The 13,208-nt window shown below is 44.3% G+C and carries 11 protein-coding genes; 3 read left to right on the top strand and 8 right to left on the bottom strand.

Annotated features, from left to right (window positions below; all coding sequences use genetic code 11):
• Positions 1-28: 28 nt before the first annotated feature.
• From L3V31_RS09235 to L3V31_RS09260, 6 genes are all read right to left on the bottom strand, one after another.
• Positions 29-871, bottom strand: coding sequence for an ABC transporter permease subunit (locus L3V31_RS09235; protein ID WP_237315779.1), 843 nt, complete (start codon positions 869-871; stop codon positions 29-31).
• A complete protein-coding gene (gene potH, locus L3V31_RS09240) occupies positions 868-1,785 on the bottom strand; it encodes a putrescine ABC transporter permease PotH (protein ID WP_237315780.1) in 918 nt (305 codons plus the stop codon). Before potH ends, L3V31_RS09235 begins: the two co-directional genes overlap by 4 nt.
• Complete coding sequence (potG, locus tag L3V31_RS09245; RefSeq protein ID WP_237315781.1) at positions 1,782-2,924, bottom strand: putrescine ABC transporter ATP-binding subunit PotG; 1,143 nt, start codon at positions 2,922-2,924, stop codon at positions 1,782-1,784. Before potG ends, potH begins: the two co-directional genes overlap by 4 nt.
• Positions 2,925-2,973: 49 nt before the next feature.
• Entirely contained in the window at positions 2,974-4,083 is a 1,110-nt protein-coding gene (locus L3V31_RS09250; protein ID WP_275949723.1) for an extracellular solute-binding protein, read from the bottom strand.
• Positions 4,084-4,127: 44 nt separating this feature from the next.
• Positions 4,128-5,477 carry an aspartate aminotransferase family protein gene (locus L3V31_RS09255; protein WP_237315782.1) on the bottom strand — a complete coding sequence of 450 codons (1,350 nt, stop codon included), beginning with the start codon at positions 5,475-5,477 and terminating at the stop codon, positions 4,128-4,130.
• 125 nt (positions 5,478-5,602) lie between these two features.
• On the bottom strand, positions 5,603-6,934 hold the full coding sequence (locus L3V31_RS09260) for a glutamine synthetase family protein (protein ID WP_237315783.1): 1,332 nt from the start codon (positions 6,932-6,934) through the stop codon (positions 5,603-5,605).
• A 409-nt stretch (positions 6,935-7,343) separates the two neighbouring features.
• On the opposite strand from L3V31_RS09260, the gene L3V31_RS09265 reads away from it, so the two are divergent.
• Entirely contained in the window at positions 7,344-8,732 is a 1,389-nt protein-coding gene (locus tag L3V31_RS09265; protein WP_237315784.1) for a glutamine synthetase family protein, read from the top strand.
• Positions 8,733-8,767: 35 nt separating this feature from the next.
• On the top strand, positions 8,768-10,045 hold the full coding sequence (locus L3V31_RS09270; protein ID WP_237315785.1) for an FAD-binding oxidoreductase: 1,278 nt from the start codon (positions 8,768-8,770) through the stop codon (positions 10,043-10,045).
• A gap of 704 nt (positions 10,046-10,749) precedes the next feature.
• Here the strand turns inward: L3V31_RS09270 and L3V31_RS09275 are convergent.
• A complete protein-coding gene (locus L3V31_RS09275; protein WP_118121022.1) occupies positions 10,750-11,367 on the bottom strand; it encodes a LysE family translocator in 618 nt (205 codons plus the stop codon).
• A 112-nt stretch (positions 11,368-11,479) separates the two neighbouring features.
• Here L3V31_RS09275 and L3V31_RS09280 point away from each other — a divergent pair, with 112 nt between their 5' ends.
• Positions 11,480-12,457 (top strand): helix-turn-helix domain-containing protein, encoded by a 978-nt coding sequence (locus tag L3V31_RS09280; RefSeq protein WP_237315786.1) that lies wholly within the window; start codon positions 11,480-11,482, stop codon positions 12,455-12,457.
• 206 nt (positions 12,458-12,663) lie between these two features.
• Here L3V31_RS09280 and L3V31_RS09285 read toward each other — a convergent pair whose 3' ends face one another.
• Complete coding sequence (locus L3V31_RS09285) at positions 12,664-12,972, bottom strand: NIPSNAP family protein (RefSeq protein ID WP_237315787.1); 309 nt, start codon at positions 12,970-12,972, stop codon at positions 12,664-12,666.
• Positions 12,973-13,208: the final 236 nt, after the last annotated feature.

Genomic DNA, 13,208 nt, shown 5'->3' on the forward strand with positions numbered 1-13,208 from the left:
ATCTCTCCTAAGTTGTCAGAGAATGCCTCTACTGATGGCTCATTTTCACCTCTTGTAATCGCCGTTTCTCCGCTTTAGCAAGCACCCACCATGCAATAAAGGTGGCGCAGGAGACCGCTAAAATGATCAACGTCGCAAGGGCATTAATTTTAGGACTAACGCCTAGCCTAACGCTGGAGAATACCACCATTGGTAGCGTTGTAGCACTCGGACCAGATACAAAACTTGCAATCACCAAATCATCGAGTGATAACGTAAACGCCAGCAACCAACCTGCAACAATAGCTGGAGCAATCGTTGGTAAGGTAATTTGAAGAAATACCTTCCAAGGCGGAGCCCCCAAATCCATTGCCGCCTCTTCAATTGAGCGATCGACCTCTTGTAATCTGGAGCTCACTACGACCGTAACGTACGCAGTGCAAAACGTAACATGTGCTATCCAAATCGTCATCATTCCACGTTGGTTAAACAAATCAAATACTTGCCCCATCGCAATAAAGAGTAGCAGTAACGACAGACCGGTGATCACCTCTGGCATAACCAAAGGCGCCGTGATCATAAATGCGAAGCCGGTTTCACCTCTAAATTTGCCGAATCGATTTAGGACAAACGCCGCAATAGTACCCAGCACCACTGCGGCACTTGCAGAGAGAAAACCAATTAACAAGCTCAGCTTTACCCCACCCATTAATAAATCGTCTTCAAATAACTCGGAATACCACTTGAAAGAAAACCCAGACCAAACCGTCACTAAGCGGTTTTCATTAAAAGAATAAATAATCAGAATTAAAATCGGCAAGTAGAGAAAGGCGAAACCTAAGCCCAATATCAACCACTTCCATTTATTGTTGTAAACTGGAATATCGTTCATCCCTGCACCTCCAATTCACGCTTTTGGTAACGATGGAACCACAGAATTGGCACCATTAAGATAAGTAGCATCGTGGTGGCAACAGCTGAAGCCACAGGCCAATCTCGGTTATTGAAAAACTCTTGCCATAACACTTTTCCGATCAGGATCGAATCCGGCCCGCCGAGCAGTTCAGGAATAACAAACTCCCCTACCGCAGGAATAAACACCAGCATAGAACCGGCAATGATGCCTGCACGGGTTAACGGAACTAAAACACTAAACAGTGTGGTGATTGGTTTCGCGCCTAAGTCACTGGCGGCTTCTATCAGCGAATAATCGACTCGCATCAGAGCGGTATACAAAGGTAAAACCATGAAAGGTAGATAGGTATACACAATGCCGATATACACCGCGACATCGGTGTGTAATATCTTTAATGGCTCGTCAATCGCCCCAATGGTTAATAACGCGTTATTGAGTAATCCATTGTTTTTGAGGATACCTATCCAGGCATAGACTCGAATCAAGAAACTGGTCCATGAAGGAAGAATGATAAGCATCAGCAGAACGTTACGCGTTGAGGGTGTTGAATGCACAATGGCCCACGCAATTGGAAAACCGACCACTAAACACAGTAACGTTGAAATGAGTGCAATACGTATCGACTCTAAATAAGAAGACACATATAAGTCATCTTCCAGCAAGTATTCGTAGTTACCGATATTCAGCAGTAGCTGCAACTGCTGCTCTGCATAACTGAGCAGTTCTGAATAGGGAGGAATTGAGACTTGAGCCTCGGCGAAGCTGATCTTAAATACGATCAAAAATGGGAGTAAGAAGAACAGTAGTAACCATCCATAAGGGACAGCAAGTAGTAAGCACTTGGGCGTGGGTATAACACGCCAGATATTGAGTTTGGCTGTTTTTATCATATTTTAAGTACCACGCAGCTTTCCATTTCCCAACTTAGCGTGACCTTCTGCTCCCACGTCGGCATGTCTTTTCTCAAGCGAGTGGTATTTTGTAAGGTTGCCGTGACTAATTTTCCAGACGCTAAACGCACGTGGTAGATAGATTGATTGCCCATATAGGCAATATCTTCAACAATCCCTGTGCAGCTGTTGGCCGAATGATTGCTATGTGTGCTCAACGCCATTTTCTCTGGCCTAACCGCAACCATTACAGGAACCCCCGTCACACCAGAAATACCTTCATTAATACAAATCGGGTGTTCAAGCTCCTGACTGCGCACGGTGCAACTGTCGTTTTGATTATTTTCCAATATCCCTTCAAAGATATTTACTGTGCCGACAAACTTGGCAGAGAATTTCGAATTTGGATGCTCATAGATCGATTCTGGAGAGCCAATTTGCACAAACTGACCTTTATTCATAATCGCCATTCGACTGGCCATCGTCATGGCTTCTTCTTGATCGTGCGTGACCATCACACAAGTCACACCCACGCGTTCTAAGATATCCACTACTTCGAGTTGCATTTTTTCTCTTAAGTTTTTATCTAAAGCGCCCATCGGTTCATCCAGAAGCAGCAGTTTTGGCTTTTTCGCTAAACTTCGAGCCAGTGCAACACGCTGTTTCTGACCACCAGAAAGTTGATGAGGTTTGCGTTTGGCATAGTCAGACATATGGACTAGCTCTAGCATCTGTTTGACGGTTTCATTGATTTCTTGGCGAGACATGCCGTCCTGCTTTAAACCAAATGCGATATTGTCTGCAACGGTCATATGGGGAAACAGCGCATAGGATTGGAACATCATATTGACCGGGCGACGATACGGAGGTATCTCGGCAAGATCTTCTCCATCTAAAATAATCTGCCCAGCTGAAGGTTGCTCGAAGCCGGCAAGCATTCTCAGCAACGTTGATTTTCCACAACCCGATGCGCCAAGCAGGGCGAACAGTTCACCTTGATTGATCGTCAAATCCAAACCATCAACGGCGACGTGACCGTCAAAGCTTTTGGTGAGTCCTTTGATTTCTAATAAGGGTTTTGGCGGGTTAGAATCCACATGCATATGAGGAAGTTCATTACAAATTGACATCACTGTCATGGCACTCTCCATAAAAGAGGCGACCCTAGGGTCACCTCTTTGTCTCTATCTAGTTTTTAACAAAATCTGTCCACGCACGAGTCATCGCACGAGCGGTTTTATGAGGTAACATTTTCGCGCTGTAGAGCTTCTCCTGTGTTTCCTCACTAGGATAGATACCCTGATCCTCTAGAATTTCAGTATCGATAAACTCACGCGAAGGTGGGTTTGGATTCGCGTACCAAACGTAGTTACTGATTTCTGCGATTACTTCAGGTCTTAGCAAGAAGTTAATGAAAAGGTGGGCATTTTCAGGGTGCTTAGCGTCTTTAGGAATCGCCATTAGATCAAACCAAGCTAAGGCGCCCTCTTTCGGAATTGAGTAAGCAATCTCTACACCATTATCCGCTTCAGCCGCTCGATCTGCTGCTTGCAGTACATCCCCAGACCAACCGATGGCAACACAAATATCACCATTGGCTAGATCATTAATGTATTGCGAAGAGTGAAAGTAAGTGACATATGGGCGGACAGTTTTGAGTAACTCAAGTGCATCCTTTTTGTAATCATTCGGGTCAGTACTATTAGGATCTTTGCCTATGTAGTTTAATGATGTCGCCATGATTTCTGATGGCGCATTCAAAAAGCCCACACCACATTTCGCCAGCTTTTCCATGTTCTCTGGTTTAAACACTAAATCCCAGCTGTTGACCGGTGCATCTTCTCCAAGTGCCGCTTTGACCTTTTCAACGTTGTAGCCAATGCCTGTCGTGCCCCAAAGGTAAGGCACCGAATAGGCATTCTCAGGATCGACAGTCTCTGACAAAATACCCATGAGTTTTGGGTCTAGGTTTTTATAGTTGCTTAGCTTTTCTTTATCCAGTTTTTGAAAAGCCCCAGCTTGTACCTGTCTGCCCAAAAAGTCATTACTTGGTACAATGATGTCGAAACCAGTATTGCCTGACAGGACTTTAGCTTCCAACACTTCATTGGAATCAAAAACATCGTAGACAACCTTAATGCCCGTTTCCTGTTCAAACTTGGCGATCGTGTCTTCAGCGATATAGTCAGACCAGTTATAGATATTGAGTACTTTGTCTTCCGCAGCTATTGATGTTAAAGGGGCTAACCCAATAGCCATCCCTAACGCTACCCCACAATAAACCTTTAATTTCTCCATTTGGATCTCCATTCCTAGGTGAGTTTTGGTATTGTTCTCGTCGGCTACTGCTGAACGTCGGCGAGCGTGTTATCTAAAGCCAGTTTTGCAAGTGCAACTAATTCGTCTATTTCTGATTTAGTGATGATCAGTGGTGGTGAACAGATCATTGAGTCTCCGACGGCTCTCAATACGACGCCACTGTTAAAGCAATGGTCGCGGCAACGAGTACCCACATCTAACTCTTTATCGAAACGTTGTTTGGTTTCTTTATCCTTAACGAGTTCAATTGCGCCTACCAGGCCAACACTACGCGCTTCACCAACCATTGGATGATCAGCGAGCTCTGCCCAGCGTTTGGCAAAATATGGGCCGGTCTCTTCTCGTACTTGATTAACAACGCTGAGACGTTGCATCTCTTTAATATTGGCGATAGCAACCGCACAAGAAGCAGGATGACCAGAGTAAGTAAATCCGTGTGCGAACTCTGTATCTGCATCGGTGAGTACTTTGGCAACATGATCACGAACCATCACACCACCTAGAGGCAGGTATCCTGACGTGATCCCTTTCGCCATACACATCAGATCAGGCTTTATATTGAAGGTCTGACTTGCGAACCATTCCCCAGTGCGGCCAAAGCCACAAATGACTTCATCAACGATCAGTAGAATTTCATATTTGTCACAAATACGTTGGATTTCAGGCCAGTAGCTCGCTGGTGGAATAATCACGCCACCAGCGCCTTGAATAGGTTCTGCAATAAACGCGGCGACATTTTCTTCACCCAGTTCTAAAATCTTCTCTTCAAGTTGCCTTGCGCGCTCTAAACCAAATTCGGTTTCATCGACGCCATTTCCTTCACCAAAATAATAAGGTTGATCGATATGCACGATGTTAGGTAAAGGAAGGCCACCTTGAGCATGCATCGCAGACATGCCACCGAGACTCGCCCCCGCCATGGTGCTGCCATGGTAAGCATTTTTACGGCTGATGATGGTTTGCTTTTGCGGTTTACCAAGGCTACTCCAGTAGTGACGAACCATTCTCACCACCGTGTCATTACATTCAGAACCTGACCCTGTATAGAACACATGGTTCATGCCTTCTGGCGTTACCTCAGCCAATAAAGTAGAAAGCTCTACCGCTGGGGGATGAGCGGTTTGGAAAAACAAATTGTAGTACGGCAATTCTTGCATTTGCTTCGTCGCGGCATCAATAAGAGGCTGACAGCTGTAGCCCATATTCACACACCATAAGCCCGCCATACCGTCGAGGATCTTGTTATCATCCTCGTCATAGATATAAACCCCTTCCGCGCGCTTAATAATACGAGAGCCTTTGTCATTTAACGCCTTGAAGTTAGTAAAAGGGTGCAAGCAATGTGCACTATCTTGCTCAATCCATTTAGACATAGTTTCATTCCATGGTTTATTAATAACGTGTTAGCACTACTCTCCCTTTATCCGCCAAGATAAATGGTTCCGCGGTAAAGCTTGTACTAGGAGAAAGTCGCTTCCACTTGGTAATTAAGTTTGACTTATACGTTTAAGAGTAAGAACTCACGCTCCCAAGAGCTGATGACTTGGAAGAACGTTTTGTACTCTTTTCGCTTAATTGCAACGTAAGCAGAAACAAATCGGTCACCGAGAATTTCTCTCAGCTCATCACTGTTTTCTAACAGCAATAAAGCATCTTCCAACGTATGAGGAAGCGAGTAAGGTTCCGTCGTCATGTCACCTGTACTCTGTGGTGTTGGGGTAAGTTTTTCTTTCATACCCAAGTAGCCACAGGCCAGTGACAATGCCATCGCTAAGTAAGGGTTCGCATCCGCCCCCGCGTAACGGTTTTCAATACGACGGGCATTCTTATCGGACACAGGTACTCGAAGTCCTACCGTGCGGTTGTCTTCTCCCCAAGCCACATTGGTAGGCGCTGACTCGCCGAAGACTAATCGACGGTAGGAGTTGACGTTTGGTGCGAAAAAGGCAATCGCAGCCGGGGTATATTTTTGCATACCAGCAATATAATTTAGGAACAGTTCGCTGTTAGAACCATCATCATTGGCGAATAAGTTCTTGCCGTTCACATCCACCAAGCTTTGATGAATATGCATCGCACTACCTGGTTCATGCTCCATTGGTTTCGCCATAAACGTGGCATAAACATCGTGGCGCAATGCTGCTTCTCTTACCGTACGTTTAAAGACAAACACCTGATCTGCCAAATCTAACGGTTCACCGTGATCGAAGTTCAATTCCATCTGAGCGGCACCAGATTCATGAACCAATGTATCGACGTCCAGGCCTTGCGCCTCACAGAAGTCATACATATCTTCAAAAATAGGATCGAATTCATTCACGGCATCGATACTGAAGGATTGTCTGGCCGTTTCTGGCCTACCATTTCGACCAATCGGCGGCTCAAGCGGATAGTCCCAGTCCAGATTTTTCTTAACCAAGAAAAACTCTAGCTCAGGTGCCACAATCGGGTTCCAACCCTCTCTTTCGTAGAACGATAAAACGCGACGTAATACCGCTCTTGGGGAAACTTCTACTGGTTCACCATCCACTGTGAAACAGTCATGAATTACCTGACCTGTTGGATCTTTTGTCCATGGAACTACCCTAACCGTATTTGGATCTGGCTCAAGATTCATGTCTTTCTCAGTGAGATCAATCATGCTCTCATCGTCTGGCCAGTCACCGTTTACAGTCTGGAAAAAAATCACTTCGGGAAGATGCATCCCTCCTTCTCGAAGAAATTTTTTGGCGGGCATAATTTTGCCTCTTGCGTTACCAGTAATGTCAGGGATAAGACACTCCACTTCAGTAATACGGTTTTCTTCAATCCATTTCTTGAATGTTTCCATAAATCCTTCTTTGCAATAATTTCGGTCCATGAAATACAGCTTTATGTTTACAGCTTTGCGTCCGCTTACAAACGGCGAACAACAAAATAACACTCGTATTTTTTCCTAATCCCAACTACCGAACCAATCGGGTTGAGTACAAAATCGCCCGTTGCTAACCCACATCAAAAATCATGGATGTATCAATAAGCCCTATTTAGCATTGTGCCTAACTCGCCCAAAAGTCAACCAATCTGTTAAATATTTTATATCAAGATACATCATCGGTGAGGTTAAAGTTACAAATGTGTTGCAATTCCCTAAACAACGTGTGTATGTTTAATAGGCAAGTAAAGCTGTCTGCGGGGCATTCCTGAGCCCATATAGAACAAGGGATTATTACGTTTAACGCCAAGGAGGCACAGCGGATATGACTAGTCTTGCCGATCAACCAATTAACATTGACCACCTAAAAACCAAGCAAGAGCAGCAAGAAATTGCTCATTTTATCGAACAGAATCCAAACATCACGACGATTGATTTGATTCTGTTCGATATGAACGGCGTGGTTAGGGGAAAGCGGATCAACACCACCCAACTAAGCAAAGTACTGGAACAAGGTATCTGTTTGCCAGCGTCTGTTTTTGCACTGGATATCTGTGGCGAAACCGTCGAAGAGACCGGATTAGGCTTTGAAAAAGGTGATGGTGACCGTATTTGCCGTATTGTGCCAAATTCTTTGCAGGTCGTACCGTGGCAAGAGAATAGCGCCCAAGCCATCGTGACGATGTACGAGCCCGAGACGAACCAACCTTTCTTTGCTGACCCCAGACACGTCCTCGATCAACAAGTAAAAAAACTGAAAAGCAAAGGCTTTCATCCGTGTGTCGCGGTTGAGTTAGAGTTTTATTTGCAGGATCCTGAACCCGATGATACTGGCTGCCCCCAACCCCCTCTGATGCCAGTTAGCGGCGAGCGAATGACACAAACGCAAGTCTATTCACTAGATGAACTCGATGAATTTAAAACCTTTTTGGATGAAATCGTAAGTGCATGTCAAGAGCAGGGCATTCCGGCAGAAAACATCACAGCCGAATATGCACCGGGGCAATTTGAAGTAAACCTAAAACATTCCACCGATGTTTTGCTCGCCTGTGACCATGCCATGCTGCTAAAACGTGTCGTTCGTGCGATAGCAAAGAAACATGGGTTTCATGCCAACTTCATGGCCAAACCTTATACAGAATATGCAGGCAGCGGTTGCCACGTTCATATCAGCTTGCAGGACGCAGATGGGATTAACGTGCTTGGGTATAATGACGATTTACTGCTCAATGCCATTGCTGGTGTCTTAGAACACATGGATGAATGCATGGCGATTTTTGCTCCCAATGCAAACTCCTATCGACGCTTACAACCGAATATGTTCGTACCAATGCATGCTTCATGGGGTTGGGATAACCGAACGGTTGCCGTGCGTGTGCCCGCCAGCGGCGAAGAAGACAAACGAATCGAACACCGTTTGTCAGGTGCGGATGTTAACCCTTATCTCACTGTATCTGTTTTATTGGCATCCATCCTAGATGGCATTGAAAACAATCTGGTACCGCCAGCGCCAATAGACGGAGACGCAACTCAGCTCGACCTGCCTACTCTGCAAAGCTCTTGGGACAGCGCTCTGCAAACCTTCTCAGCAAGTGAATTTATGCAAAACAGCTTTGGAGAAGAACTTTGCAAAGTTTACCTCGCCAACAAAAAGCACGAGCAGGAAAGGTTTTCGGCTCAAGTTTCACCACTTGAATACCAATGGTACCGATAAGTATTGAATCAAGATTAGAAGAAAAGGATGTCAAGATGAGTACAAAGCATACCCTCTCTTACTATGCTGCATCAAAAAACATGGATTTACGCTTTCCTAGATTAAAAGGGAGCCATGTTGCCGATGTGTGTGTTGTGGGCTCTGGCATAACCGGAGCAACAGCAGCACTTGAACTCGCCAATAAGGGCTACAGCGTTATTGTTTTGGAAGCCAATCGTGTCGGTTGGGGGGCATCGGGACGAAGCGGCGGTCAGGCTATTTTTGGCTGGGCTTCAGAGCAACATACACTTGAAAAGCTGGTCGGTGAGTCTGACGCAAAGAAACTTTGGGAGCTGTCCATCGAGGCGCTCGCTCTGACCAAAAACAATATCAAAAAGTACAACATTGATTGTGATTGGCGGGATGGCATGGTTCACTTGGGCATGAAGTCACGTCATGACAAAGAACTTAAAGAATGGTACGCCAACCTGACTGAGCGATATAACTACGACTCGCTAGAGCTATGGGATAAAGAACAGGTTAGAGAGCATATTGACAGCGACAAATATACTTCCGGCATGTTTGACCACAATAGTGGTCACCTACACCCATTAAACTACACGCTCGGTTTAACCACTGCCGCCCAAGCCGCCGGAGCTCAATTCTTTGAAGAAAGTGCGGTAATAAAAATTGAGCACGGTGACCCTGCTACTCTATTTACCAAGCATGGTGAAGTGAAAGCGAATCACGTTATTCTTGCCTGTAATGCTTATATGGAAGGGCTAGAAAGTTCACTGGAAAACAAAGTCATGCCCGTTGGCACCTACATCTGTGCCACAGAGCCTCTCGATGAAGCGTTAACAAATAAACTGATGAAAAACCATATCGCAGCGAGTGACATCAATTTTGTACTCGACTATTTCCGCTGCTCCGGCGACAACCGGATGCTATTTGGCGGGCGAGTCAGTTATTCTGGCGTTGCGCCGTTGAACTTAGAGAAGGCGATGCGTAACCGGATGGTCAGCATATTTCCTCAATTGTCTAACGCTAAAATTGATTATGCGTGGGGCGGCAATGTGGCTATCACCATGAATCGTGCGCCACACTTTGGCCGACTTAAACCCAATGTCTATTTTGCTCAAGGTTTCTCTGGCCATGGTATCGCCGTAACAGGTATGGCGGGCACGCTAATGGCCGAGTGCGTTGCTGCGACCTCTGAACGCTTTGCTATTTTTGATAAAGTGCCTCATATGTCATTCCCCGGCGGGCGTTTACTCCGCACTCCAGCACTCGTATTAGCCATGTCTTACTACCGGGTACGCGATTTACTTTAAGGTATTGATTGTATTTAAAATGGTGAGAGCCAAAAAAAGGGCTGCATTTACAGCCCTTATCAGCATCTCTGGCAAGCCCACTATTAATACGCATGTTCATTACCAGTTAGTTCCATAAAATAAAAATACCAATAGACAACTAACATTGAGCGTTGCTTGACCTGTCATAGCAATACGCCGGACCACCATTAACTTCATAAGTAATCTGTCTAAACGAAAAGAGCCTGCAATGTATTTAAACACTGCAGGATCTTCAATGTGATATTTGCAGCGAAAGTCTGCATAACCAAAATCAATATTCAACGAGTTATACTAAAAATTGCAGTATAAGTTGGCATAATATTGCGTCAAAAAACTTCAAATTTAAACCATTCGCAAACTTCATCGTGGTGAGTTTACACCACATATCTAGGTTTTTTAGTTAGAGCGACAAGAGTTAAAACCCCAATCTCATACAGCGTCACTGAAAGACTTTAACTCATTTATGGACATAAATGTGTTAGAGCTAATGCTCGAAGTCATCAACTTCGGATAATATGAATTTGGGCAAAGTACTGCTGCCACAGCCCGATATGGTCATTGCCTAATATACCTGTTAGTGGGAAGTATAGTCAGACAGAAAGAGAAGCAGGCAAAGGTGTTACGATTTAAGTAAGCGCATTCCCCCCAATATTAAGGTCCCAAAGAACAGCTTAGTTATTCAGTTAGACTAGGCTTTTTACAACAGCTACCGCAGCTAACAGCAAAAAAACTGTACCACAACATTGATTGAAAATTCGCCCATTGGCTAAAAGCACTGTTTTAACCTTATCAGCCAATCTGGCCACGATATACTCTACGGCGAATTCAATACAAAGAAAGCTGAATGTTATCACCAGAAATTGGGGGATAAACCCCTCGTCGGGGTTAATAAACTGAGCTAAAAAAGCAGTGAAAAATAGTAAGACTTTCGGGTTAGACAAAGCAGCGAAATAACCTTGCTTAAATAGTTCTTTAGGCAAAACAGACACTACAGTTGTTGTTTGCTCAATACTAATTGCAGACGCGAAGAACAGTTTGAAACCCAGCCATGCAAGATATAAAGCCCCCAACCATTGAAGACCAATCATCAACTCAGGTTTTGCTTCTAGGATGGTACCTAACCCCAGCATAGCTACCGTAATCAAGATGAAAAAGCCACTCACGCCACCGCATATTGTCCAAATTGTCTTCTTATAGCCATATCGTGCACCGTGGCTAAGAGCTAAAAGCGAGTTAGGACCGGGAACACAAGCAAGACCCAGTGCAGACAAAGCAAAGACACACCAAATTTCAAACGTCATAACCAACCAGTAAATTGAGAACTCAAGGGAGATTAGTATCTCTCAGTTCTCAATTTATCTATGGTATATTCTGGACGTAAAACATGAATATTTAGACAAAGGTTCAATACAAATGAATGAAAATAATGGTGTCCGATTTTTATTGATACCTCTAAATAACTTCAACATGCTTCCGTTTGGTGGCTTCTTAGATAAGCTCCGATTCTCGGCAGATGAAGCGGATCACAGTCAACAACGATATTGCTCATGGAAAGTTTTGTCGCACAACAAAGGATTAGTCATTTCTAGTAGTGGGATCCCCATTAGAGTAGATATCGATTTTAGTGACGTTAAACCTGCGGATTTTGACTATGTGGTTTTCTTTGGTAGCCGCACTGCATCTGAATCTCAGCAGCAAGCCGCTTATTACCGCTCTTTTGTTCGAAATGTCGTTGCCAATGGAATACCAATCGTCAGCATTGATAACGCTTGCTTTACTTTAGCTGAGTTAGGGCTACTTAACCGTCATCAAACTGTGGTTCATTGGCGGCATCATAGTGAGTTCAAAGCAACCTACCCTAAAGTGATCGTAAGAGATGAACAGCTTTATCATTTTGATAAAAAGCTAATCAGTTGCACTGGCGGAAGTGCCACTATCGACCTTGCGGTGGCAATTTTGCAAAAGCATGTCGGGCAAACGAAGGCAGAAAAAGGGCTAGCGGATATGCTGGTTGATGAAAATCGCAGTATGCAACACCGCCTGAAGTCGTCAGAGCAAAGACTATACGGGAATCGTCATATGGACAGAGCGATTTCTTTGATGCAAGAAAACTTAGAACAGAGAATAAGCGTAGAACAGGTTGCTGCGCTCATCGGGATTAGTCGACGACAATTAGACCGCTTATTTCAGCAAAAGCTCAGCATCTCAGCGCGTCATTATTGGCAAGAGTTACGTTTACAACATGTTTACTGGCGATTGAAGCATTCTAATCATGACCTTGCCCAACTTGGAGATGAAGTGGGCGTTCGGGACATCAGCTATCTATGCAAGATTTTCAAGAAAAGATTTGGCGTAACACCAGGACAATACCGTCGCGACTCGATAGCGTGATGACTATATGTGTCTAGCTAGCAGCCTTTCACATTCAATGTCCTTCTATTTCTGACTCATTATAAAAACTGGGGCATGTACAATTTTCAGAAGGTGTAATGGGCATAAGATCTAAATGGTTTTGGGGCACAAATGAGTCAGCTCAGAGCTGGCTGACTCGATGATTGGCAAAGTGATGTCAGAACTTATCGCTGCTGACACAACAATCACTCAGTAAGAATTGGACGGAAAAAACTACGCTCGTAACTCACTACGCAATCTGTTTCTTCTGCATACTTGAATGCAGCTTTACAGTTTTCGTCTAATGCGGATTCATGACGGTATTTTTCATATTTAGATAAGGATGGAAATGAAAACAACGCCATTGCAATGTTATTAGCTCCTTCCGATGGTAAAAAATACCCATGATGCACACCACCAAATTGTTCAACGAGTGGAATCCACATACGGGAATAGTGCTCAAATTCAGAGATTTTCTTAGGGTCAATAACGTATCTAACGTAACAGGTGATCACTGACAGCTCCTTCTTTTTTAATAGGCTACTCACATCCTGAGTATTAGATAAATTTGGTCAAAGAATCTGGAATTCAAGCTAAGCAATTGAAATTATTAACACTGAATGGGGCTTTGTTGCGGAATTCAACTTGAGAGCGAACACTAGCAAAATCGTTTGCATTTTAAACGATATACTGAGTTTCGGGCATACCTATCCCTGTTAGCTTGTTGAGTGCTTTGATCATGGCGTATGTC

Source organism: Vibrio sp. J1-1 (assembly GCF_021728395.1).
Lineage (GTDB): Bacteria > Pseudomonadota > Gammaproteobacteria > Enterobacterales > Vibrionaceae > Vibrio.

Coding starts and splice junctions, on each gene's coding strand:
- potG (WP_237315781.1), bottom strand. CDS start 2,924: ATGACAGTGATGTCAATTTGTAATGAACTTCCTCATATGCATGTGGAT.
- L3V31_RS09265 (WP_237315784.1), top strand. CDS start 7,344: ATGACTAGTCTTGCCGATCAACCAATTAACATTGACCACCTAAAAACC.
- L3V31_RS09280 (WP_237315786.1), top strand. CDS start 11,480: ATGAATGAAAATAATGGTGTCCGATTTTTATTGATACCTCTAAATAAC.
- L3V31_RS09250 (WP_275949723.1), bottom strand. CDS start 4,083: ATGGAGAAATTAAAGGTTTATTGTGGGGTAGCGTTAGGGATGGCTATT.
- L3V31_RS09235 (WP_237315779.1), bottom strand. CDS start 871: ATGAACGATATTCCAGTTTACAACAATAAATGGAAGTGGTTGATATTG.
- potH (WP_237315780.1), bottom strand. CDS start 1,785: ATGATAAAAACAGCCAAACTCAATATCTGGCGTGTTATACCCACGCCC.
- L3V31_RS09270 (WP_237315785.1), top strand. CDS start 8,768: ATGAGTACAAAGCATACCCTCTCTTACTATGCTGCATCAAAAAACATG.
- L3V31_RS09255 (WP_237315782.1), bottom strand. CDS start 5,477: ATGTCTAAATGGATTGAGCAAGATAGTGCACATTGCTTGCACCCTTTT.
- L3V31_RS09260 (WP_237315783.1), bottom strand. CDS start 6,934: ATGGAAACATTCAAGAAATGGATTGAAGAAAACCGTATTACTGAAGTG.
- L3V31_RS09275 (WP_118121022.1), bottom strand. CDS start 11,367: ATGACGTTTGAAATTTGGTGTGTCTTTGCTTTGTCTGCACTGGGTCTT.